Source organism: Microlunatus sagamiharensis, from assembly GCF_900105785.1.
Lineage (GTDB): Bacteria > Actinomycetota > Actinomycetes > Propionibacteriales > Propionibacteriaceae > Microlunatus > Microlunatus sagamiharensis.
Genome location: NZ_LT629799.1, coordinates 3,224,117 through 3,246,637, shown reverse-complemented (window position 1 = coordinate 3,246,637; position 22,521 = coordinate 3,224,117). Strand labels below are relative to the sequence as shown.

Genomic DNA, 22,521 nt, shown 5'->3' with positions numbered 1-22,521 from the left:
CGTGGCCGGCCTGGCGGGTTAGGCCTGCGCGCCTACCCTGGCGCCCGTGAGGTGGCGCTGGCTCGTCGTGCTCGGCGCCGCCGTGCTGCTGGTCGTGGCGCCGCTCCTGGTCGCCCACCGACCCGGCGGCGGACCCCCGACCCGGCCCACCGCCGAGCTGATCGCGCAGGTCCGCGCCTCGGGCTCGGTCGGCTGGTCGGGCCGGGCGGAGAGCACGGGTTCGCTGCAGCTGCCGAGCAGCGACTCCTTCGCCACCCTCGGCCAGCTGCTGGGCGAGCAGGTCGAGCTGCGGGCCTGGTGGCGCGGCGAGCGCAGCTGGCGGGTCGACCGGGTCCGCAGCACCGGCGAGACCGACACCTTCCGCGACGGCAACGGGCAGGTCCGCTGGATCTTCGAGTCCGAGCGCGCCACCTACTCGCCGGTCTCGACCATCCGCCTGCCCGACGCCGTCGACGTGCTGCCCCCCACGCTCGGGCGCGACCTGCTGCAGGGCGCCACGCCCGACGAGCTCACCGCCGTCGCGGGTCGCCGGATCGCCGGGGTGGACGCGGTCGGCTACGTGCTGACGCCGTCGCAGACGGGGACCACCGTGGGGCGCGTCGAGCTGTGGCTCGAGCCGCGGACCGGGCTCCCGGTCCGCGTCGACCTCTACGCCAAGGGCGGTGCGGTGCCCGTGCTGAGCACGACCCTGACCGAGCTGACGCTGCGCGACCCGGACCCGGCCGACGTGCGCTTCGACCCGCCGGCGAGCGTCTCGCTCAGCTACGAGGAGTCGACCGACGTGGTCGCGGCCGCGAACGGCCTGCAGGCCGCCCGGCTGCCCCGCGCCCTGGCCGGCCTGGGCACCCGCGGCGGGGACGCGCCGGGCGCGGTCGGCGTCTACGGGCGCGGTCCCACGACCATGATCGTCTTCCCGCTGCGCGGGTCGGTCGCCGGACCGCTGCGCGAGCAGCTCGAGCGCAACGGGGCCGCCAGCCGGTCGCGGCAGGGCACCCTCGCCCCGGTCGGGCCGGTCAACCTCCTGCTCACCCGCTTCCCCGGCCGGGGCGGCGGCTACCTGCTCGCGGGCACCGTCACGCCCGAGACCCTGGCGCAGGCCGCCGACCAGCTGCAGGAGCGCGCATGAGCGACCCGACCATCCGTACGCGCGGCCTCACCAAGCGCTACGGCGAGCTGCGCGCCGTCGACGCGGTCGACCTCGAGGTCGGCGAGGGCTCGGTCTACGGCTTCCTCGGGGCGAACGGGTCGGGCAAGACGACGACCGTGCGGATGCTCCTCGGCCTCGTCCTGCCCACCGAGGGCTACGCCGAGGTGCTCGGGCAGCCGATGCCGTCGGCGCGCACGAGCGTCCTGCCGCAGGTCGGCGCGCTCGTCGAGGGCCCGGGCGCGTACGACCACCTCTCGGGCCGGCTCAACCTCGCGCTCCTCGACGCCGCCGGACCCGACCCGCTGCCCCGGTCGCGCCGGCGCGCCCGTGTCGGCGAGGTGCTCGAGCAGGTCGGCCTCGACCCGGCCGACCGCCGACCGGTGCGGGCGTACTCGCTCGGCATGCGCCAGCGCCTCGGCCTCGCGGCCGCGCTGGTGCGCCGCCCGCGGCTGCTGGTGCTCGACGAGCCGACGAACGGCCTCGACCCCCAGGGGATCAGCGAGATCCGCGCGCTGCTGCTGGCGCTGAACGCCGAGGGCACGACGATCTTCCTGTCCAGCCACCTGCTCGCCGAGATCGAGCAGATGTGCACCGACGTCGGCGTCCTCGACCGCGGGCGGCTGGTGCTGCAGGAGCGGCTGGAGACGCTGCTGCGCCCGACGGGCCTGGTCGAGGTCCACAGCCCCGACGCCGCGACGGCCGCCCGCCTGCTCGGCGACGCGGTCGTCGACGTGACCTGCGCGCGGCTGCTGGTCCGCGCCGAGGACGCCGCCTCCCTGAACCACCACCTCGTGACCTCCGGCGTCGGCGTCGAGCGGCTCGGGCCCTACGAGCGCGACCTCGAGCAGGTCGTCCTGGAGGCGAGCAGCGCCCCGCCGGCCCCGGCCGAGCTCCCGCGGGCGGAGGTGCTGAGCGCGTGATCGGCGTCGAGCTCGTCAAGCTGGTGCTGCGTCCGCGGACCTGGGTCGTCCTCGGCATGCTCGTCGCGCTGCCGACCCTCGTCGCGGTGCTGCTGGCCATCACCGACGTGGCACCCGGGCCGGGGGAGGGCCCGCCCTTCCTCTCCGCGGTGCTGAGCGACGGGACGCTCTTCCCGCTCGCGGCCCTCGGGGTCGTGCTGCCGCTGTTCCTGCCCATCGCCGTGGCCGTCCTCGGCGGCGACGCCGTGGCCGGCGAGGTCCAGTCGGGCACGCTGCGCTACCTGCTCGTCCGGCCGGTCAGCCGGCTCCGGCTGCTCGTGGCCAAGCTCGTCACCGTCGTGGTGTTCGTCGTCGCCGCCGTGCTCGTGGTGGCCGCCGTCGCGGCCGTCGAGGGGCGGCTCCTCCTCGGCACGGCGCCCGCGACCGGCACTGTCAGCCTGAGCGGCTCGACCCTGACGCCGCAGCAGCTGGCCTGGCGCACGGCGCTCGCGCTGGCGTACATGGTCGTCTGCATGCTCGGGGTGGCCGCCGTGGCGCTGTTCCTGTCCACGGTCAGCAGCTCCTCGATCGGCGCGGCTCTCGGCACCGTCGGGCTGCTCATCGCCTCGACCGTGCTGCTCGGCCTCGACGCCGCCTCGGCGCTGCACCCCTACCTGCCGACGCGCTACTGGCTGGCCTTCGTCGACCTGTTCCGCGACCCCATCCTGTGGGACGACGTGGTCCGGGGCCTGCTCGTCCAGCTGGGCTACCTGGTCGTCTTCAGCCTCGCCGCCTGGGCGAACTTCTCGACCTCGGACGTGGACGAGTAGCCGTACCTCCTGTCTCCGCTCCGCTCCGACGCGGGATCTCGCTCCGGTCCGACGCCTTCCTCCCTCCTCGTGACGCCGTAGCCCTGCCGCCTCCCGCACCAGGGCGCGGCGTCACGATCCGGTCGTCCAGGCGTCGGCGCTCGACCCGGTGGTGGTCCCGGCGAAGGACCGCGACTCCCCGGTCAGCAGCCAGGCTCGGGCGCGGCCACCGGGCCGGCGCCGAGCGTCGAGCGGACCGTCGCCGCGACGACCGCGTCGGCCGGCAGCTGGTAGTGCGAGGTGGTCGCCGAGGGGCACGCGTCCTGCACGAGGACGTTGAGGGCGCCGTCGAGCGCCGCCGAGCCCGTCGGCGTCACCACCTGGTCGCTCGCCGACCGGACGGTCGCCCACTCCGGCCCGGACGGGGTCTCGTCGCCGGCGTTCAGGCGGCGCAGCAGGCTGCTGTCGGGCAGGAGCTGCTCGCAGGCGGTGGGGCAGCCGCCGGCGACCTCGGCCCCGAGCGCGGCGACGCTCGTTCCGTGCTGCGGGGAGCCGAGGGTGAGGACGCGTCGCGCCTGGACGTCGCCGCCGTGGTCGCGCACCCACAGGCGGACGACGACGCCGCCGGCGGAATAGCCGACCACGTCGACCGAGGGCGCGCCGCTCGTCCGCAGCACGTCGTCGGCCACGTCGGCGAGGTGGCCGGCCTGGGCGTCGAGGTCGCCGGTGCCGTCGCCGAGCAGGCTCACGATGGTCACGTCACGGCCCTCGGCGCGGAGCACGGCGGCCAGCGGGTCGAGCGACGCCGTCCGCCCGCCGTAGCCGGGGACGAGCAGCACCGGACCGGGCCGGTCCTGCGGCACCGGCCGGCCCCGGGTCAGCGCGCGGACGACCAGCGTCGCCGCGAGGGCGAGCACGAGCACGCCGACGAGCCCGACCACGACCAGCACGAGCCGGCGGCGCTGGGGCGAGAGGGCCGAGAGGGCGCTGGGCACGACCCCAGTGTCCCCGGACCGCCGAGCGGTAGGTTGCGGCGCGATTCCTGGGGGAATTGGCGCGGCAACCTACCGCTCGGCCCTTCGACAGGCTCAGGGAACGGGGCAGACAGGCTCAGGGCGCGAACGTCAGCTGACGACGACGTGCTCGTTCGGCACGCAGTGCGTCATCACCAGCCCGGTGACGTCGCGGGGGCCGTTCTTGCCGAGGTTCGCGGCGCGCTCGAGCTCGGCCTCGGTGAGCGTCTGCGTCTGCAACTGCTCGAGCCCGCGGACGTCGTCCGCGCTGATGCCGAGACCGTCGCCCACGCGCTGGCCCAGCTCGTCCTCGGCCATGAACAGGTGCCAGACCATCCGCTCCTGGATCGGGCGGTCGCACTGCGACAGGGCGTCGACGAAGTTGGCCACCAGGTCGTCGCGCTCCCACTGCTCGCTGCAGACGTAGCGCTGACCGGCCTGCGTGTAGTCGTCGGTGCGCGGGATCCGCTTGCGGGTCAGCCGACCGGTGATCTCCGGACCCTGGTCGTCGTGCGTCGGGTACTGCGCCTCGCGCAGGCCGCCGAGGATCGACGGCTCGTAGTTGACGTGCGGGTTCTGCCCCTCACCGAGGTCGACGCCGTACGCCATCTGCCCGTCGCGCTGGTTGGTGGCGAAGCGCGTCCTCGGCGCGTTCACCGGCAGCTGCAGGTAGTTCGGCCCGACGCGGTAGCGCTGGGTGTCGGAGTAGCTGAACGTGCGCCCGACGAGCATCTTGTCGTCGGAGAAGTCGAGCCCGTCGACGAGCACCCCGGTGCCGAACGCGATCTGCTCGCTCTCGGTGAAGAAGTTCTGCGGGGTGCGGTTCAGGGTCATGGTGCCGACCTTGCGCAGCGGGAAGTCGTTCTCCGGCCACACCTTGGTGTCGTCCAGCGGGTCGAAGTCGAGCTCGGGGTGCTCGTCGTCGCTCATCAGCTGCACGTGCAGCTCCCAGGACGGGAAGTCGCCCGCGTCGATCGCCTCGTACAGGTCCTTGGTGTGCACGCCGAGCTCACGGCCCTGGACGACGGCGGCGTCGGCCGCGGTCCACGACTTCACGCCCTGCTGGGGCAGCCAGTGGTACTTGACCAGCTGGGTCTCGCCGGCCTCGTTGACCCACTTGTACGTGTTCACGCCGAAGCCCTGCTGGGTGCGGTAGCTCGCCGGCAGGCCGCGCGGGCTGAAGACCAGGCAGAACATGTGGATCGACTCGGGCGTCTGGCTCGCGAAGTCGAAGACCCGGTTGGCGACCTGGCGGTCGAAGCTCACGGGGTCGGGCTTCTGGGAGTGGATGAAGTCGGGGAACTTGATCGCGTCGCGGAGGAAGAAGACGCCGAGGTTGTTGCCGACGAGGTCCCAGTTGCCGTCCTCGGTGTAGAACTTCACCGCGAACCCGCGCGGGTCGCGCGCGGCCTCGGAGGAGTCCCGGCCGCCGGCGACGGTGGAGAAGCGGACGGCGACCTCGGTCTCCTGGCCCGCCGTCTGGAAGAGCCTGGCTCGGGTGTGCCTCGCGACCGGCTCGTCGCCCACGGTGCCGTCGGCGACGAACGTCCCGAAGGCCGTCGCGCCGCGCGCGTGCACGACCCGCTCGGGGATGCGCTCGCGGTCGAAGTGGCTGATCTTCTCGAGGAACTGGTAGTTCTCCAGCGTCGCCGGGCCGCGGGCGCCGACGGTGCGCTGGTTCTGGTTGTCGTAGACCGGGTGGCCCTGGCGGTTGGTCAGGACCGCGCGGTCCTGCTCGCTCGCGGCCGGTCCCTGGCTGGCGACGTCCGTCACGCTGATCTCCTTGCTGGTGGGGTCCGGGCGCCGAGCCTCGCGGTGGCGCCCTCACCGGGACCTACCCAGCGGCGGCGCGATCAACCCGCGCCGGGGGAGTGGAGCTCAGGCCTCCAGCACGGCGGCGTACGCGTCGACCGAGCGGTCCTCGATCGAGGTCGGCAGCTCGAGGTGCCACGCGCCGGAGGGCAGCAGCCCCGCCCCTCCGAACCGTTCGGCGACCTGGAGCTGGGTGACCACGTCCTCGCCGCGCAGGTTGGGCGGCAGGTCGGCCCAGAAGCCGAACCCGCCGACGTCGCGCAGCGCCTCGGTCCGGAACAGCACGCACCCGGCGACCCAGGCGACCTTGTACGGCACCCAGCCGTGCGCGTCGAGCGCGCCGCCGGGCACCCGGTCGAGCAGGTGCTGGACGTTCGCGGCGTTGTGCAGCCGCCAGCGCTCCCAGCCCGGGTCGCCCTTGCGGATCCGCTCGGGGCGCACGCGACCGCCCTCCCACAGCTCGAAGGACTCGAGCTCCGCGGGACGCACGTCGTCGAGGTAGGAGGCCGCGGCGTGCGCCATCCCGACGAACCCGCACCCGAGCACGTCCATCGCCTCGACCAGCTGGCGCAGCACCCAGCGCTCGAGCAGCACGTCGTCGTCGAGCATCAGCAGGTACGGCCGCCGCGCCCGGTCGAGCAGGTGCTGGCGCTGCTCGGTCACACCGCGCGCCGGGCCCGTGCGGTGCTCGACCTCGACCTCCCACCCGCGCAGCCGCATGACGCCGAGCAGGCTGGCGATCTCGGGCTGCTCGGCGGCGCTCGTGCCGGGCGTCTGGTCGGCCAGCACGAGCCGGGCGCTGAGGTCCTGGGCGAGGAGGCCGGACAGCGTCACGGCGAGCGCCTCGCGGCGGTCCCGCGTGGGGACCAGCACGTCCAGGTCCCCGCGGTGGGGCACGTCCTGGGTCACGGGTGGGTAAGGATCGGGGCCGGCACGCCGCCGATCGTGGCACGCCGAACCCGTCGACCGATGGGCGTGAGACGGACGTGGAGGGGAGGGCGGGTGCGGGTCGCGCTGGTCTGCGGGACGTACGCGCCCGAGCGCGACGGCGTCGCCGACTACGTCCGGCGCCTGGCCGAGGAGCTGCGCTCCGGACCCGACGCCCTCGACGTCGTCGTCGCCGCCCGGGCCGAGGACGGCCGCGAGCCGGACGGGGCCGTCGCCCTCGCCCCGGACTGGTCGCCGCGCCACCTGCGCGGAGCCGCGCGGGCCCTCGACGGGCTGGGCGCCGACCTGTTGCACGTGCAGTGGGCGCCCTCGGCGTACGGCTGGTCGGGAGCCGTCGGCTGGCTGCCCGCCCTGGTGCGGACGCCGGTCGTGACCACGCTGCACGAGTACGGCTGGTGGGGCTGGCCGGGCTGGGTCCCGGGCCGCGCCTGGCCGCTGGTCGAGGGCCACGGGCGGTACGACCGCGAGAGCGGGCTGCTCGGGCCGCGCAGCCGCGCGCTGGTGACCACCAACGCCGGGCACGCCGAGGTGGTCCGGCGCCGGCTCGGGCGCGAGCCCACGACGATCCCCATCGGACCGAACGTCCCCGGCCCGGGCCCGGACGCCGCCGGGGCGCGGGAGCGGGTGCGGGCACGGCTCGGGCTCGCCGACGGCGTGCCGCTGCTGGTCTTCTTCGGCTTCGTCCACCCGGTGAAGGGCTTCCGCGAGCTGGTGGACGCGGCCGCGCTGCTGCGCGACGAGGGCGTGGACGTGCACGTGGTCGGGGCGGGCGGGTTCGCCTCGCTCGCGCTGCCGGGGGAGGAGGCGCGCTCGTTCCGGGCCGAGGTCGAGCAGCGCGTCGCCGACCGCGGGGTCGCCGACCGGGTCACGCTGACGGGCTGGGTCGACGGCGACGAGGTCTCGCAGCTGCTGTCCGCGGCCGACCTGGTGGTGCTGCCGTTCACCGCCGGCGTGACGACCAAGAGCGGTTCGCTGCTGGCCGCGCTGGCGCACCGTGCCCCGGTGCTCGCGACCGTCGCGGACGAGCGCGACGCCGACCTGGTCGACGGGGTGACGGTGCTCGACGTCACCGCCCGGCGCGACCCGGCGGCGATCGCGGCCGCGGTCCGGCGCGCGCTCGGCGACCCGGCGCTCACCGCCCGGGTGGCGCAGGGCGGGCAGGCCTTCGCCGCCAACCGCGACTGGCCGGCCATCGCGGCGGCGCACCGAGCGGTCTACCGGACGGCGCTCGAGGCGTGAGCGCGGTGCGCCGGATCCTCGTCGTCGAGCTCCTCGGCGGCTTCGGCGACGTGCTCCTCGCGCTGCCCGCGATCCACGCCCTGGCCCGCAGCCACCCCGCCGCCGAGCTGACCGTGCTGACGTTCACCCCCGGCGACGTGCTGCTGGCCCACGACCCGCTCGTCGCCCGGGTGGTCGCGACGAGCGACCACACCGACGGCGTCCCGCGCACCGTGGTGGAGGCGGAGCTCGACGCGGCGGAGCGCGCGGGGCGGGCGTACGACCTCGTGGTCACCACGACGACCTACGACGGCATCGGCGAGCTCTGCGCCGCCCGCGCCCCGCGCGCGGTCACCAACCTCTGGCGGAGCCCGCCGGTCGACGAGCTGATCGACCGGAGGTTCGTGCGGCTGCTGGTCGAGGACGGCCTGGTCGACCCCCGCTTCGTGGACGAACCCCCGACGGTGACCCTCACGGAGACCGAGTGGTCCGCCGCCCGCGACCGTCTGCCCAACTTCTCGCCCTCTGACCACCTCAGCGGTGGTCAGAGGGCGAGAAGTTCACCGGTCGTGCTCGTGCCGGGCTCCGGGATGCGCGTCAAGGAGTGGCCGGCGGAGCGCTGGGTCGCGCTCGCCGCCCGTGCGGCGGCCGGCGGGCACCCCGTCCTCACCGCGGGCGCCGCCGGCAGCGAACCGGTCCCGGGCACGACGCTGCTCCCGCCCGGCAGCCTCCGCGAGCTCGCCGCCAACCTGGCCGTCGTCGGCGAGGCCGGCGGCGTCGTCGTCGGCGGCGACACCGGGCCGGTCCGCCTCGCCACCGCGGTCGGCGCCCGCGCGGTCGCCCTCTTCGGGCCCACCGTCGCGGGCCGCTACGGGCTCGACCCGCGCTCCGGCTCCTCGTTGCAGGGGCTGCCCGGCTGCGAGGTCCGCCGCCCGCTCGCCATCAGCGAGCAGGAGTGCTGGTGGTCGGCGCGCTGCCCGCTGACCGGGGACGCCCCGGCCTGCCTCGCCGACCTGCCGGTGGACCGCGTCGCGGCGGTCGTGCTCGCCTCGCGTGTCCACCCGGAGGCGTCGCCGTAGGTTCACCCGACCGCCCTCCGGGAGCCGGTCGGGCAGCCCTACCGTGTCGTCATGACGCAGCTCGCGAGCATGGGCGGCGACACCGCCGCCGACAACGAGGGCGGCTCCAACGGTCCGACCGTCGCGCCCACCCCGTACGACCTCGGCACGCCGGAGGGCGTCCTGGGCGCCGAGGAGCTGCGCCTCGTCGACGCCTGGTGGCGGGCGGCCAACTACCTCGCGGTCGGCCAGATCTACCTGATGGCCAACCCGCTGCTGCGCGAACCGCTGCAGGCCGAGCACGTCAAGCCGCGCCTGCTCGGCCACTTCGGCACCGTGCCGGGGCTCAACCTCGCCTACGTCCACGCCAACCGGGCGATCAAGGCCCGCGACCTGAACGCGGTCTTCGTCGCCGGTCCCGGCCACGGCGGCCCGGGCCCCAACGCCTGCGCCTGGCTGGAGGGGACCTACTCCGAGCTCTACAGCCACATCGGGCGTGACGAGCGCGGCATGCGTGCCTTCTTCCACCAGTTCTCCTTCCCCGGCGGCGTCCCCAGCCACTGCGCACCCGAGACGCCCGGCTCGTTCCACGAGGGCGGCGAGCTCGGCTACTCGCTCCTGCACGCGTACGGCGCCGCGCTCGACAGCCCGGAGCTCACCGTCTTCTGCGTCGTCGGGGACGGCGAGGCCGAGACCGGGCCGCTGGCCGGCAGCTGGCACGCGGCCAAGTTCATCGACCCCGCGCGGGACGGTGCCGTGCTGCCGATCCTCGCGCTCAACGAGTACAAGATCGCCAACCCGACGCTGCTCGCGCGCATCCCCGAGGCCGAGCTGCTGGAGCTGATGCGCGGCTACGGCTACGACCCGCACGTCGTCGCGGGCGACGACCCGGGCACCGTCCACCAGCTGTACGCCGAGACGCTCGAGACCTGCCTCGACGCCATCGCGGAGATCCAGCGGCGCGCCCGCAGCACCGACGAGGTCCCCGGCCCCGACGACGCCGGACCCCGCTGGCCCATGATCATCATGCGGACCCCGAAGGGCTGGACCTGCCCGCCGCAGGTCGACGGCCAGCAGGTGGAGGGGACGTTCCGCGCCCACCAGGTGCCGCTGCCCGCAGCACGCACGGACGGCACGCACCGCGCGGTCCTCGAGCAGTGGCTGCGCAGCTACCGCCCGGAGGAGCTGTTCGACGACGAGGGCCGGCCGGTCCAGGAGCTGCTCGACCTGCCGCCGACCGGCACCCGCCGGATGAGCGACAACCCGGTCGCCAACGGCGGCGCGCTGCTGCGCGACCTGCGCCTGCCCGACTGGCGGGACTACGGCGTCGACGTGCCCAACCCGGGCACCACGGCGCACGAGGCGACGAAGGTGCTGGGCACGTGGCTGCGCGACGTCACCCGCGACAACCCGACCAGCTTCTTGACCATGGCGCCGGACGAGCTGGCCAGCAACCGCCTGCAGGACATCCTCGAGGTGACCGGGCGGCGGTGGCAGGCCCAGGAGGGTGAGTTCGACGAGCGGCTCGACCGGCAGGGCCGGGTCATCGAGGTGCTGAGCGAGCACCTCTGCGAGGGCCTGCTCGAGGGCTACCTGCTCAGCGGGCGGCACGGCGCCTTCACCTGCTACGAGGCGTTCATCCACATCGTCGACTCGATGTTCAACCAGCACGCCAAGTGGCTCCAGGCCAGCGCGCAGGTGCCGTGGCGCCGCCCGATCGCCAGCCTGAACTACCTGCTGAGCTCGCACGTGTGGCGCCAGGACCACAACGGTTTCACCCACCAGGACCCGGGCTTCCTCGACGTCGTGCTCAACAAGGACCCGTCGATCGTGCGGATCTACCTGCCCCCGGACGCGAACACACTGCTGTCGACCTTCGACCACTGCCTCAGGTCGCGGCACTACGTCAACGTCGTCGTCGCGGGCAAGCAGCCGCAGTTCGACTACCTGTCGGTCGAGGACGCCGGGCTGCACTGCGCCCGCGGCGCGGGGATCTGGGACTGGGCCTCGAGCCACGACGACGCCGGCACGCTGCCCGACGTCGTCCTCGGTGCGGCCGGGGAGATCCCGACGCTCGAGGTGCTCGCCGCCGCGGCGATCCTGCGGGAGCGACTGCCCGACCTGCGGGTCCGCGTGGTCAACGTCGTCGACCTGATGCGCCTGCTGCCCGAGGACGAGCACCCGCACGGGCTGTCCGACCGCGACTTCGACACGCTCTTCACCGCGACCCAGCCGGTGATCTTCGCCTTCCACGGCTACCCGTGGCTTGTCCACCGGCTCACCTACCGCCGCGCCAACCACTCCGGCATCCACGTGCGCGGCTACAAGGAGCGCGGGACCACGACCACGCCCTTCGACATGGTCATGCTCAACGACCTCGACCGCTTCCACCTGGTCATGGACGTGATCGACCGCGTGCCCTCGCTCGGCGCGAGCGCGGCCGGGCTGCGCCAGGAGATGGCCGACGCCCGCCTCCGGGCGCGGACCTACACGCGCGAGAACGGCGTCGACGACCCGGCCGTCGCGGGCTGGACCTGGCCCTTCTGAGCGACCCTCCGGGCCCGCCCGCCGCCGGCGCGGGCGGGCCTCGAGGTGCATAGACCGGCGATGGAACCTGAACGCCGGTGAAGAGTTCGCCGGTCGGGCTGTGGACAACTCGCGATCCCGCCGCGCACGACCCCTGATCATGGTCGACTGCTCCGACCCGACCGCCCTCCACGAGGATGATCATGAGCATCGACCCGACCCCGAGCGACCGCAACGGCCAGCCCGGCCCGGCGTACGCCCCGCCGCAGGCGCCGCAGGTCCCGCCGCCGGCCGAGCCCCGGCAGCCGTACGCACAGCAGCCCAACGTGCAGCAGCAGGATGCGGCACCGCAGGCACCCGCCGCGTACGGGGCCCGGCCGGAGGAGGTGGTGGAGCACCGCTACGGTCCCGAGGGCCTCGTCGCGACGCCGACCGTGGTCCTGCCGCCCGAGCGGGTCGGCCACGGCGCGCTGCTCGCCCTGCTCGCCGTGCCCGTGGGTGCGGTCCTGTCGGCGATCATCTGGCGCCTCGGCTTCGTCGCCTCGCTGTCCGGCGTCGTCGTGGCGGCCGGCGCGGCCGTGCTCTACGCCCGCGGCTCCGGCGGCCGGGTCAAGAAGGGCATCCCGGTCGTCGCCGCGATCATCGCCCTCGGCATCGTCGCGAGCTTCTTCGCGGCCGTGGCCACCGACCTCTGGACCGTGTTCCCGACGCTCGACGCGGAGATCACCGGCTCCTACCCGAGCCGGGGCGCGTTCGTCCGCGAGAACCTGACCTATGGCCCCGTGCTGGGCGAGTACACGCGCGACATCGTGCTGTTCGTCGTCTTCGGGGTGCTCGGCGGCTTCGGCACCATCCTCCGGCTCGTCCGGACGAACGCCTCGCTGCAGCGGTAGGCCTCAGCGTGCGGCGAGGTAGGTCCGCACGTAGTGCAGGTAGTTCTGGCCGACGACCTCGAGCAGCCGTGCCTCGTCGTCGTCGGCCAGGTACTGCTCGAGCGGCTCCTTCCAGATCGAGCGCCCGACGGCGAAGCCGACGAAGCCCGGCACCGGGGCCGCGACCCGGAGCCAGTGGTCGAGCGTCTCCTGCGGGGCGTCGCGCCCGAGCACGATGCAGTCGGCGTCGCGTCCACCGCGCCGCGCCGCCGCGACCACCTGCTCGGCCGCCTGGGTGGTCTCCAGGCCCTCGATCTTCCACAGGGTCGGCTCGACCCCGGCGTCCTGGACCGCGTGGATCACCTGCGCGGCCAGGCCCGGTCGGAGGTCCCGGTCGTACGCGGTGCTGTCGCCACCGACCGAGGCGAGCTGGGCCTCCGACGCCGGCACGAGCAGCTCGAGCAGGAAGGGCCGGCCGGAGTCGTGCAGCTCCTCCGACAGCGCGCGAAGCCGGTCGAGCTGGCCGCGGGTGTCGTCGGCGTCGTCGTCGGGGTTCATCCGCACGAGCACCTTGACGTAGTCGGGGTCCCACCGCTCGACGTGCTCCGCGGTCTCGTCGCCGAACTCGAGGTCGAAGAGCTGCTGCCCGCTCTTCTCCACCGGGTAGGCGACGACTCGGCCGTCGGCCCGGGCCCGCCCGAGCACCTCGGCGCCGTACTCCTCGTCGGTGAGCACGCCGACCTGCGCGCCCTCGACCGCAGCGGCGACCTCGGCGACGCCGCGGTAGACCAGCGTCTTGGCCGCCCGCATCCGGGCGACGTCCTCCTCGCTCGCCGAGGCCTCCTCCGTGCCGAAGAGCTTGGCGAAGGAGCCGCGCTGGTCGAGGGCGAGGACGAGCAGCGGCAGGTCGGACGTGGGGCGCTCCATGCCTCCCATCGTGCGCCCGGCCCGGAGCGGTCGGACGGGCGGCTCAGGCGCCGGTGCCCACGCGCCCGGAGCGCCCGGCGATCGCGGCGAGCTCGTCGGCCAGCACCCGCCGCATCCGGCCCGCGTCGGTCCGATCCGACACGAGGACGGCCCCGACCGTGAGCCCGTCGAGCACCGCCGCCACGCGGTCCGCCGCCGCGGCGACCGACTCCTCGTCCGCCCCGGGGCACAGCTCGGCCACCACTCGCCGGTGCAGGCCGCGCACGTCGTCGACGACCTCGAGCAGGAGCGGGCGCAGCGTCCCCTCGGTGCGGGCGGCGGCCTCGAAGGCCAGCCAGACCACCGCCTCGGTGCGCCGGACGTCGTCCAGGGGCAGCAGCTCCTGCAGCGCGGCCTCGGGGTCGTGGTCGTCGAGGGCCTGCACGCGACGGCGCACGTCGTCGCGCAGCGTGCGCAGGGTGAGCACGAGCAGGTCGGTGCGGCTGCCGACGAAGTGCCGGACCGACCCGGTCGCGAGGCCGGCCTCCGCGGCCACGCCGCCGAGCGTGACGGCGTCCAGGCCGCGGGCGCAGACCACGCGGAAGACGGCGTGCGCAATGGCGCGGCGACGCTGCTCTCCATCGACGACCCGGGGCACGCCCTCGTTCTAGCACGACGGTGCTAGTTTGGCGAGCAGTTAGCCACGCTATCGAGATGCGCCGCACGGACGCGGCGCGGGACGAGGAGGACGACGTGTGCGGGATCGCCGGGTGGGTGGGCTTCGACCACGACCTGAGGACGCAGACGCGGGCGGTGGACGCGATGACGCAGACCATGGCCTGCCGGGGGCCGGACGACGAGGGCACCTTCGTGGCCCCGCACGCCGCGCTCGGACACCGCCGGCTCGCCATCATCGACGTCGAGCACGGGCGCCAGCCGATGACGTACGAGACGCCGGAGGGCGCGGTCGCGCTCGTCTACTCCGGCGAGGCGTACAACTTCACCGAGCTGCGCGCCGAGCTCGCGGCCCGTGGCCACCGCTTCGTCACCGACTCCGACACCGAGGTCGTGCTGCACGGCTACCTCGAGTGGGGGAGCGCGGTCGCCGAGCGGCTCAACGGCATGTTCGCCTTCGCCGTCTGGGACGCCCGCGACGAGAGCCTGACGCTGGTCCGCGACCGCATGGGCGTCAAGCCGCTCTACTACTACGAGACCCCGGACGGGGTGCTCTTCGGCTCCGAGCCCAAGGCCGTGCTGGCGAACCCGCTGGCGCGGCGGCGGGTCACCCTCGACGGGCTGCGGGAGCTCTTCGCCTTCGTCAAGACGCCGGGCCACGCGGTCTGGGACGGCATGGCCGAGGTCGTGCCCGGCACGGTGGTCACCCTCGACCGCCGGGGCCTGCGCACGAGCACCTACTGGCGCCTGGAGACGCGCCCGCACACCGATTCGCAGGAGGAGACGGTCGAGCACGTCCGCGCCCTGCTCGACGACGTCGTCGCGCGCCAGCTCGTCTCCGACGTGCCGCGCTGCATGCTCCTGTCCGGAGGCCTCGACTCCTCGGCGCTGACCGCCCTCGCCGCCCGGCAGCTCGCCGGGCAGGGCGAGCAGGTGCGCAGCTTCGCGGTCGACTTCGTCGGCCAGGCCGACAACTTCGTCCCCGACGAGATGCGCGGGACGCCGGACGCGCCGTACGTGCACGACGTCGCCGCCCTGTCGGGCACCGAGCACCGCGACATCGTGCTGTCCTCCGCCGAGCTGGCCGACCCCGAGGTCCGCCGCACGGTGATCACCGCGCGCGACCTGCCGGCCGGGCTCGGCGACATGGACGCCTCGCTCTACCTGCTCTTCAAGGCGGTCCGGCAGCACTCCACGGTGGCGCTCTCGGGCGAGTCGGCCGACGAGGTGTTCGGCGGCTACCAGCAGTTCTTCTCGCCCGTCGCCCGCGAGGCCGACACGTTCCCCTGGATCGCGCTGCGGACGGCCCGGCGGAGCGACCACGACGTGGCGACGGCCTCGATGTACGAGCCCGGGCTGCGCGGCCGGCTGGACCTCCAGGGCTACGTGAAGGACAGCTACCGCTCCGCGCTCGCCGACGTGCAGCCCCTCGAGGGCGAGACCGGGCTCGAGGCCCGGATGCGCGAGATCAGCCACCTGCACCTGACGCGCTTCGTCCGGGTGCTGCTGGACCGCAAGGACCGCACGAGCATGGCCACCGGGCTGGAGGTGCGGGTGCCCTTCTGCGACCACCGCCTCGTCGAGTACGTCTACAACGCGCCCTGGGCGCTCAAGACCTACGACGGGCGGGAGAAGTCGCTGCTGCGCGGGGCCACCGCCGACGTGCTGCCGCACTCGGTCGTGGAGCGCGTCAAGTCGCCCTACCCCTCGACCCAGGACCCGGCGTACGCCGCCGCCCTGCGGGCCCAGGGCCGCGAGCTGCTGTCGCAGGGCGACCACGCGGTGTTCGAGATCATGGACCGCGACTGGCTCGCCCACGAGGTCGCGCTGAGCGACAACCCGACCATGTTCGGCCGGGCGGGCCTGGAGCGCACCCTCGACCTCGCCACGTGGATCGAGGAGTACGCGCCGACCCTGGACCTCGCGGGCTGAGGCGCGGCCGGGACCGGCGGGGACGCACCGCGGCCGACGCCGTGCGGTGCGTCCCGCCCTGCGGCGGCTCGGCTACTGCACGATCCGGGCGTGCTCGCGGGCGTCGCCCGTGGTCCCCGGCTCGGCGAGGTACGCGTCGTGCTCGGCGTGCGCGTCCTTCAGCAGCCGCATCAGCTTGTCCTCCTCGCGGATCCGGGAGCGGTACTTCTCCGGGAGCCCGAGGATCGTCTGCTCCTCGTCGAGGAGGTCGTCGTAGATCTTCTGGCGCAGCCCGGGGTCGGCCTCGAAGTTGGCGTCGAGGTACTGCGTCGCGTGCCGGCGGGCGCCGGAGACCGCGTTCTGCGCACGGCCCTTGGGGCTCACGAGCGAGGCGACGACGGTGACGACGAGGACGCCGATGATCACCGAGAGCGACACCGGGGTGCTGATCTCGACCACGTCCACGTGCTCGCCGTCGTTGATGAACGGCACGTTGTTCTCGTGGAGGGCGTGCAGGATGAGCTTCACGCCGATGAAGCCGAGGATCGCCGCGAGGCCGTAGCTCAGGTAGATCAACCGGTCGAGCAGGCCGTCGATGAGGAAGTAGAGCTGGCGCAGGCCCAGCAGCGAGAAGGCCGTCGCGGTGAAGACGATGAAGACGTTCTGCGTCAGGCCGAAGATCGCCGGGATCGAGTCGAGGGCGAAGAGGATGTCGGTGCCGCCGATGGCCGCCATCACCAGCAGCATCGGGGTCATCACGCGCTTGCCGTTCTCGACGGTGAACAGCTTGTCGCCGTCGTAGCGGTCGGAGGTGTGGAAGAGCCTCCGGGCGACCCTGATCATGATGTTGTCGGCCTCGTGGCCGTCCTCGCCCTGGGACTTGATCAGGTTGCCGGCGGTGAGCAGCAGGATCAGGCCGAACAGGTAGAAGACCCAGGCGAAGCTGTTGATCAGCGCGGCGCCGAGGAAGATGAAGCCGGTCCGGGCGATCAGCGAGAAGACGATGCCGAAGAGCAGCACCTTCTGCTGGTCGGCGCGCGGCACCTTGAAGCTCGTCATGATGATCAGGAAGACGAACAGGTTGTCGACGCTGAGCGCCTTCTCGGTGATGTAGCCGGCGAAGTACTCACCGCCCGCCTCGCTGCCGCCGAGCACCAGCACGCCGACGCCGAAGAGGATCGCGATCCCGACGTAGACGGCCGACCAGCGGGCGGCCTCGCCGAGCGAGGGGGTGTGCGCCTTGCGCACGTGGAAGATGAAGTCGAACAGCAGCAGAGCCACCACGAAGGCGATCGTGAGGGTCCAGGCGAGGGGTGAGACGTCCATTCGGGGCGCTTCTCCTGTCGGTGGGCCGGGAACGGGCGAGAACCTCAAGGATAGTGGCTTTTCGGGGCCCCGGTTTCGCCGACGGGAGGGGCAGGGCGTAAGGTGCCGCCTTTCCATTGCCCGGCTTCCTAGTCCGGGTCACGATTTCCTGACGACGACGTCGAGGAGGACCGCGTGGGGTTGAGCCGCCGGGGGTTCCTGGCCGGGGCGCTGGGCACGACGGCCCTGGCCGCGACCGGGTGCGCCGGGACCGTGGCCAAGCCCGGCGACCTGTCCCGGCTGCGCATCATGGCGCCGGCGAGCCCGGGGGGCGGCTGGGACACCACCGCCCGCCTGCTGCAGCGGGTGATCCGCTCCGCCGGCCTGGCCCGCAACGTCCAGGTCTTCAACGTCGAGGGCGCCGGCGGCACCATCGGGCTCGGCCAGCTCGCGCGCGAGAGCGACGACGCGCTGCTGATGATGATGGGCCTGGTCATGGTCGGCGCGATCGAGACCAACGAGTCCCCGGTCGGGCTGGGCGACGTCACGCCGGTGGCCCGGGTCATCGGGGAGCCGGAGATCGTCGTGGCGCCGGCCGCCAGCCCGTACGCCTCGCTGGCCGAGTTCGTCGAGGCCTGGCGGAAGGACCCCCGCTCGCTGCCGATCGCGGGTGGTTCGGCGGGCGGCACCGACCAGGTGCTCGCAGGGCTGCTGGCCCAGGCGGGCGACGTCGACCCCAAGCAGATCAACTACATCGCCTACTCCGGTGGCGGGCAGTCGCTCGCCGCCCTGCTGGGCAACCAGGTCGCCGCCGGCATCTCCGGCGTCGGCGAGTACGGCGAGCAGGTGCTCTCCGGCGACCTCAAGGGGTGGGCCGTCTCGGGGGAGAGGCGCTCCGCGCAGGTGCCGGACGTCCCGACGCTGACCGAGGCCGGCTTCGACCTGGTGGTGTCCAACTGGCGGGGGCTGATGACCCACCCGGACATCTCAGAGCAGGCACTGGCCGACCTGACCGAGATCGTGCAGCAGGCCCACGACACGCCCGAGTGGCGCGACGTGCTGGCCAAGCAGGGCTGGGACGACGAGTTCCAGACCGGTCCCGACTACGGCCGTTTCCTGGCCGCCGAGGAGCAGCGGGTGGGCGAGATCCTGCGCGAGATCGGGCTCGTGTGAGCACCGCCGAGCCGGCGGCCACGCAGCCCCGGACGCCGCCCCCCTCGGAGGTCGTCGCACCGCCGGAGCGGCCGCGCAACTGGGGCGAGCTCGCGCTCGGCGTCCTGCTGGCGCTGCTCGGGGTCTACCTGGTCGTCGGGGCCGGCAGCATCATCGTGCCCGGGTCCTCGAACACGGTCGGCCCGCGCTTCTTCCCCTACCTCGTCGGGGCCGCGACGATCGTCGTCGGCGGGATGCTCGCGGTGCGCGTGCTGCGCGGCGACCAGGGCCCGGAGGAGGGCGGGGAGGACGTCGACCCGGACGCGCGGACCTCGTGGCGCTCGGTCGGCACCATCGCGCTCGCCTTCCTCGCCCACGCCCTGCTGATCAACGTGATCGGCTGGCCGCTCGCGGTCACCCTGATGTTCGGGGCCGTGTCCTGGAGCCTCGGGGCGCGGGGGATCGTCCGGCCGCTCGTGGCGGGCGGCATCGTCTCGGTGGTCGTCTGGCTCGTCTTCGTGAAGGCGCTCGGCGTGCTGCTGCCCGGCGGGATCCTGCTGGAGCTCGCGACGGGGTGGATCGGCTGATGCTTCTTGCGGGGGTTCCAGGGGGTCGTCCCCCTGAGGAGGTAGGACACTGATGGAGGCCTTCAGCCAGCTCATGCAGGGCTTCGCCGACGCGGTGACGCCCCTGAACCTGCTCTTCGCGCTGATCGGGACGCTGCTCGGCACCGCCGTCGGCGTGCTGCCCGGCATCGGCCCGGCGATGACCGTCGCGCTGCTGCTGCCGATCACCTACGTGCTCGAGCCGACGAGCGCGTTCATCATGTTCGCCGGCATCTACTACGGCGGCATGTACGGCGGGTCGACGACCTCGATCCTGCTCAACACCCCCGGCGAGTCGTCCTCGATCATGACCGCGCTCGAGGGCAACCTGATGGCCAAGGCCGGCCGCGGCGCCGCCGCGCTCGGGACCGCGGCCATCGGGTCCTTCGTGGCCGGCACGATCGCCACCCTCGCGCTCGCCTTCCTCGCCCCGGTCGTGGTCTCGCTCGCGGTCGCCATCGGGCCCGCCGACTACTTCGCCCTCGCGCTGCTCGCCTTCGTCGCGGTCTCCACGGTGCTCGGCGCCTCGCCGCTGCGCGGCCTCGCGTCGCTGTGCATCGGGCTCTTCCTCGGCCTCGTCGGCACCGACCTGCTCACCGGCCAGCAGCGCTTCACCCTCGGCGTCCCGCAGCTGAGCGACGGCATCGACGTGGTCGTCGTGGCCGTCGCCCTCTTCGCGGTCGGCGAGGCCCTGCACGTCGCGTCGCGGCTGCGGCACGGGCCGGTCCGGGTGATGAGCACGACCGGGAGGTTCATGACCCGCGAGGACCTCCGCCGCTCCTGGAAGCCCTGGCTGCGCGGGACCGCGTTCGGCTTCCCCTTCGGCGCGCTGCCCGCGGGCGGCGCGGAGATCCCGACCTTCCTCTCGTACGCCACCGAGCGCCGCCTGACCAAGCACCCGGAGGACTTCGGCAAGGGGGCCATCGAGGGCGTCGCCGGGCCCGAGGCGGCGAACAACGCGGCGGCGGCCGGCGTCCTGGTGCCGCTGCTGACCCTCGGGCTGCCGACCTCGGCCACGGCCGCGATCCTGCTGGCCGCCTTCCAGGGCTACGGCATCCAGCCCGGCCCGACGCTGCTGACCACCGAGTCGGCCCTCGTCTGGACGCTCATCGCGTCGCTGTTCATCGGCAACACGATGCTGCTCGTGCTCAACCTGCCGCTCGTGGGCGTGTGGGTGAAGCTGCTGAAGATCCCGCGGCCCTACCTGTACGCCGGGATCCTGATGTTCGCCTCGCTCGGCTCGTACGCGGTGAACGCCGACCCCTTCGACCTCGTGATCCTGCTGGTCCTGGGCCTGCTCGGCTTCGCGATGCGGCGCTTCGGCTGGCCGGTGGCGCCGGCCGTCATCGGCCTGATCCTGGGCCCGGTCGCCGAGACCAACCTGCGCCGCGCGCTGGCCATCAGCGACGGCGACACGAGCGTGCTCGTCTCCTCGCCCTTCAGCGTCGTCGTGCTGCTCGTGGCGGTGCTCGCCGTCGTCGGCCCGCCGGTGCTGCGCCGGTTCCGTCGTCGTCAGGAGGTGGCCGCGTGAGCGGTGTCGTGGTCGGTTACGTGCCCAGCGCGGAGGGCCGGGCGGCCCTCGCCACCGGGATCGAGGAGGCCCGGCTGCGCGGCGTCCGCCTCGTGGTCGTCAACACCTCCCGCGGCGACTCGCTGGTCGACGACCGCTACCTCGCGGGCGACGCGCTCGATGAGCTGCGGGCCGAGCTCGAGGGTCTCGACGTCGAGGCCGAGCTCCGGCAGCCGCAGACCTGGGACGACGTCGCGGAGGACCTCGACGCCGTGGCCGAGGAGCTCGACGCCGACCTCATCGTCATCGGGCTGCGGCGGCGTTCCCCCGTCGGCAAGCTCATCCTCGGCAGCGCGGCCAGCCGGATCCTCCTCACGGCGCAGCACGCGGTCCTGGCCGTCAAGGCATGACCGCGGGGCCGGGTGCGGGCGAGGACGTCCTCGCGCTCGCCCGGCTCACCTACCTCGACGACGGTCCCGACCGCTGGGCGCGCGCCGAGGCGCTGCTCGCCGAGCACCCCGGCCTGGTCGCGGAGGACCCCTTCGTGGCCGCGGCCGTCGGGGACGCCGAGGCCGTCCGACGCCACCTCCGACGCGACCCCGGCCTCGCCACCGCCACCCGCCGCGAGGACGGCTGGACGGCGCTGATGTGCCTCGCCTACGCCCGCGTCCGGCAGCGGGACCCGTACGCCACCGCGCGGTTGCTGCTCGATGCGGGCGCCGACCCCGACGCCGGCGTCCAGCTCGGCGGCCGGGTGCCGCCGTTCACCGTGCTCACGGGCTGCTTCGGCGAGGGCGAGCAGGGCCCGGGCCGGACGCCGCGCCATCCCCAGGGCGACCTGCTCGCCGGGCTGCTGCTCGAGCGTGGCGCCGACCCCCACGACGGCCAGGCGCTCTACGACCGGATGTTCGCCCGCGACGACGGCCACCTCCGCCTGCTGCTCGCGCACGGGCTCGGGCGCGGGGACGCCGGGGCGTGGCGCCGGCGGCTGGGGGAGCGGCAGGACTCCCCGCAGCGCATGGTGGCGCTGCAGGTGGACTGGGCGCGCGAGCACGGGCTCACCGACCGGCTGGCCCTGCTCGCCGCGCACGGCTTCACCGACGGCACGCCCGCGGACGAGCCCTCGCCCTGGCGCGAGCGGCAGCCGCTGCCCCCGGTCTTCGCCTCCGCGACGCCGCTGGGGGTGCGGCGGGTGGTGTCCGAGGGGGCCGACCCCGACGCCCGGGCCCACGGGCGCACCCTGCTCCACCACGCGGCCTGGATCGGCGACGTCGAGCTGGTGTCCGCGCTGCTCGAGGTCGGCGCCGACCCTCAGGTGCGCGACGACGCGCACGACGCGACCCCGCTGGGGTGGGCGGAGTGGGCGTACGCGGACGCCACCGCCGCCCTGCTGCGGCCGGTGACGCGCGCCGGGACGGGGTAGGCGCCGGCCGTGGGAGTCGTGCTGCTGCTCGCCCTCGTCCCGGTGCTCGCGGCGGCGGTGTCGGGCGCGGTCGCGGCGCTGCGGCCACCCGGGGTCCGGCTCACCAGCGGGCTGCAGCACTTCGCCGCCGGCGTGGTCTTCGCGGCCGCGGCGATCGAGCTGCTGCCCGGGGTGCTGGAGCGCTCGCCCCTCGTCGCCGTCGTCGGCTTCGCGGTGGGCATCGCGGTGATGTTCGGCTTCCGTGCGGTCGGCGAGCGGCTCGAGGAGCGGCGTGCGACCTCCGGGCGCGCCGGGCTGCCGATCGGGCTCGCCGTCGCGATCGGCGTCGACTTCTTCATCGACGGGCTGATCCTCGGTGCCGGCTTCGCGGCCGAGCAGCGGGTCGGGGTCCTGCTCACGGTCGCGCTGGCCGTGGAGTACCTGTTCGTCGGTCTGTCGCTGTCGGCGAGCCTGGCCGGCTCGGTCACTCGGCGCTTCGTGGCGCTCGCCCCGGTCGTGCTCGCGCTGCTGACCGTCGTCGGGACCGCGCTGGGCGTGGTGCTGCTCGCCTCCGCGAGCCCGTCCGTCCTGGCCGGCGTCCTCGCCTTCGGCGCGGTCGCCTTCATGTACCTCGCGACCGAGGAGCTGCTCGTCGAGGCCCACGCCAAGGGCGAGACGAGCATCGGCAGCGTCGGGTTCTTCGTCGGCTTCCTGATCTACCTCGTGCTCTCCGAGCTCGTCTGACCCGCCCGC

20 protein-coding genes are annotated in these 22,521 nt (G+C 74.0%); 14 read left to right on the top strand and 6 right to left on the bottom strand.

Annotated elements, in window-relative coordinates:
* The first annotated feature begins 46 nt into the window (after nucleotides 1-46).
* The 3 genes from BLU42_RS14980 to BLU42_RS14970 are packed head-to-tail and all read left to right on the top strand — an operon-like array spanning nucleotide 47 to nucleotide 2,876.
* Complete coding sequence (locus BLU42_RS14980) at nucleotides 47-1,126, top strand: transcriptional regulator (RefSeq protein WP_157719993.1); 1,080 nt, start codon at nucleotides 47-49, stop codon at nucleotides 1,124-1,126.
* Complete coding sequence (locus BLU42_RS14975; RefSeq protein ID WP_091075947.1) at nucleotides 1,123-2,067, top strand: ABC transporter ATP-binding protein; 945 nt, start codon at nucleotides 1,123-1,125, stop codon at nucleotides 2,065-2,067. The genes BLU42_RS14980 and BLU42_RS14975 overlap by 4 nt, the downstream gene beginning before the upstream one ends.
* Nucleotides 2,064-2,876: an ABC transporter permease gene (locus tag BLU42_RS14970; RefSeq protein WP_091075943.1), complete on the top strand. Its 813-nt coding sequence runs from the start codon at nucleotides 2,064-2,066 to the stop codon at nucleotides 2,874-2,876. Before BLU42_RS14975 ends, BLU42_RS14970 begins: the two co-directional genes overlap by 4 nt.
* 182 nt (nucleotides 2,877-3,058) lie before the next feature.
* On the opposite strand, the gene BLU42_RS14965 is transcribed toward BLU42_RS14970, so the two are convergent.
* From BLU42_RS14965 to BLU42_RS14955, 3 genes are all read right to left on the bottom strand, one after another.
* A complete protein-coding gene (locus BLU42_RS14965; RefSeq protein WP_091075940.1) occupies nucleotides 3,059-3,850 on the bottom strand; it encodes a lipase family alpha/beta hydrolase in 792 nt (263 codons plus the stop codon).
* A 129-nt stretch (nucleotides 3,851-3,979) separates the two neighbouring features.
* A complete protein-coding gene (locus tag BLU42_RS14960; RefSeq protein WP_091075936.1) occupies nucleotides 3,980-5,641 on the bottom strand; it encodes a catalase in 1,662 nt (553 codons plus the stop codon).
* Nucleotides 5,642-5,746: 105 nt separating this feature from the next.
* Nucleotides 5,747-6,589: a glycosyltransferase gene (locus tag BLU42_RS14955; RefSeq protein WP_197680455.1), complete on the bottom strand. Its 843-nt coding sequence runs from the start codon at nucleotides 6,587-6,589 to the stop codon at nucleotides 5,747-5,749.
* Nucleotides 6,590-6,682: 93 nt separating this feature from the next.
* On the opposite strand from BLU42_RS14955, the gene BLU42_RS14950 reads away from it, so the two are divergent.
* The 4 genes from BLU42_RS14950 (at nucleotide 6,683) to BLU42_RS14935 (ending at nucleotide 12,323) form a co-directional block, all read left to right on the top strand.
* Entirely contained in the window at nucleotides 6,683-7,867 is a 1,185-nt protein-coding gene (locus tag BLU42_RS14950; RefSeq protein WP_091075932.1) for a glycosyltransferase, read from the top strand.
* Nucleotides 7,864-8,925, top strand: coding sequence for a glycosyltransferase family 9 protein (locus tag BLU42_RS14945; RefSeq protein ID WP_091075929.1), 1,062 nt, complete (start codon nucleotides 7,864-7,866; stop codon nucleotides 8,923-8,925). The genes BLU42_RS14950 and BLU42_RS14945 overlap by 4 nt, the downstream gene beginning before the upstream one ends.
* Before the next feature lie 51 nt (nucleotides 8,926-8,976).
* A complete protein-coding gene (locus tag BLU42_RS14940; RefSeq protein WP_091075925.1) occupies nucleotides 8,977-11,451 on the top strand; it encodes a phosphoketolase family protein in 2,475 nt (824 codons plus the stop codon).
* Between the two features lie 182 nt (nucleotides 11,452-11,633).
* Nucleotides 11,634-12,323 (top strand): hypothetical protein, encoded by a 690-nt coding sequence (locus BLU42_RS14935; RefSeq protein ID WP_157719992.1) that lies wholly within the window; start codon nucleotides 11,634-11,636, stop codon nucleotides 12,321-12,323.
* A 3-nt stretch (nucleotides 12,324-12,326) separates the two neighbouring features.
* On the opposite strand, the gene BLU42_RS14930 is transcribed toward BLU42_RS14935, so the two are convergent.
* Nucleotides 12,327-13,229, bottom strand: coding sequence for a 2-deoxy-5-keto-D-gluconate 6-phosphate aldolase domain-containing protein (locus BLU42_RS14930; protein ID WP_157719991.1), 903 nt, complete (start codon nucleotides 13,227-13,229; stop codon nucleotides 12,327-12,329).
* Between the two features lie 43 nt (nucleotides 13,230-13,272).
* Nucleotides 13,273-13,866, bottom strand: a complete 594-nt coding sequence (locus tag BLU42_RS14925; RefSeq protein WP_091075915.1) for a TetR/AcrR family transcriptional regulator — start codon at nucleotides 13,864-13,866, stop codon at nucleotides 13,273-13,275.
* 56 nt (nucleotides 13,867-13,922) lie between these two features.
* On the opposite strand from BLU42_RS14925, the gene asnB reads away from it, so the two are divergent.
* Nucleotides 13,923-15,815, top strand: a complete 1,893-nt coding sequence (gene asnB, locus BLU42_RS14920) for an asparagine synthase (glutamine-hydrolyzing) (RefSeq protein WP_231918179.1) — start codon at nucleotides 13,923-13,925, stop codon at nucleotides 15,813-15,815.
* 72 nt (nucleotides 15,816-15,887) lie between these two features.
* On the opposite strand, the gene BLU42_RS14915 is transcribed toward asnB, so the two are convergent.
* Complete coding sequence (locus BLU42_RS14915) at nucleotides 15,888-17,120, bottom strand: TerC family protein (RefSeq protein ID WP_091075911.1); 1,233 nt, start codon at nucleotides 17,118-17,120, stop codon at nucleotides 15,888-15,890.
* A 174-nt stretch (nucleotides 17,121-17,294) separates the two neighbouring features.
* Here BLU42_RS14915 and BLU42_RS14910 point away from each other — a divergent pair, with 174 nt between their 5' ends.
* Genes BLU42_RS14910 through BLU42_RS14885 form a run of 6 tightly spaced genes read left to right on the top strand, consistent with a single transcriptional unit; the run spans nucleotide 17,295 to nucleotide 22,512 of the window.
* Nucleotides 17,295-18,272 (top strand): Bug family tripartite tricarboxylate transporter substrate binding protein, encoded by a 978-nt coding sequence (locus tag BLU42_RS14910; protein WP_172825804.1) that lies wholly within the window; start codon nucleotides 17,295-17,297, stop codon nucleotides 18,270-18,272.
* Nucleotides 18,269-18,838 carry a tripartite tricarboxylate transporter TctB family protein gene (locus BLU42_RS14905; protein WP_157719990.1) on the top strand — a complete coding sequence of 190 codons (570 nt, stop codon included), beginning with the start codon at nucleotides 18,269-18,271 and terminating at the stop codon, nucleotides 18,836-18,838. The genes BLU42_RS14910 and BLU42_RS14905 overlap by 4 nt, the downstream gene beginning before the upstream one ends.
* A 52-nt stretch (nucleotides 18,839-18,890) precedes the next feature.
* Nucleotides 18,891-20,387 (top strand): tripartite tricarboxylate transporter permease, encoded by a 1,497-nt coding sequence (locus tag BLU42_RS14900; RefSeq protein ID WP_091075903.1) that lies wholly within the window; start codon nucleotides 18,891-18,893, stop codon nucleotides 20,385-20,387.
* Nucleotides 20,384-20,776, top strand: coding sequence for a universal stress protein (locus BLU42_RS14895; RefSeq protein ID WP_091075900.1), 393 nt, complete (start codon nucleotides 20,384-20,386; stop codon nucleotides 20,774-20,776). The genes BLU42_RS14900 and BLU42_RS14895 overlap by 4 nt, the downstream gene beginning before the upstream one ends.
* A complete protein-coding gene (locus BLU42_RS14890) occupies nucleotides 20,773-21,789 on the top strand; it encodes an ankyrin repeat domain-containing protein (protein WP_091075897.1) in 1,017 nt (338 codons plus the stop codon). The genes BLU42_RS14895 and BLU42_RS14890 overlap by 4 nt, the downstream gene beginning before the upstream one ends.
* A gap of 9 nt (nucleotides 21,790-21,798) precedes the next feature.
* Nucleotides 21,799-22,512, top strand: a complete 714-nt coding sequence (locus BLU42_RS14885; protein ID WP_157719989.1) for a ZIP family metal transporter — start codon at nucleotides 21,799-21,801, stop codon at nucleotides 22,510-22,512.
* The last annotated feature ends 9 nt before the right edge of the window (nucleotides 22,513-22,521 follow it).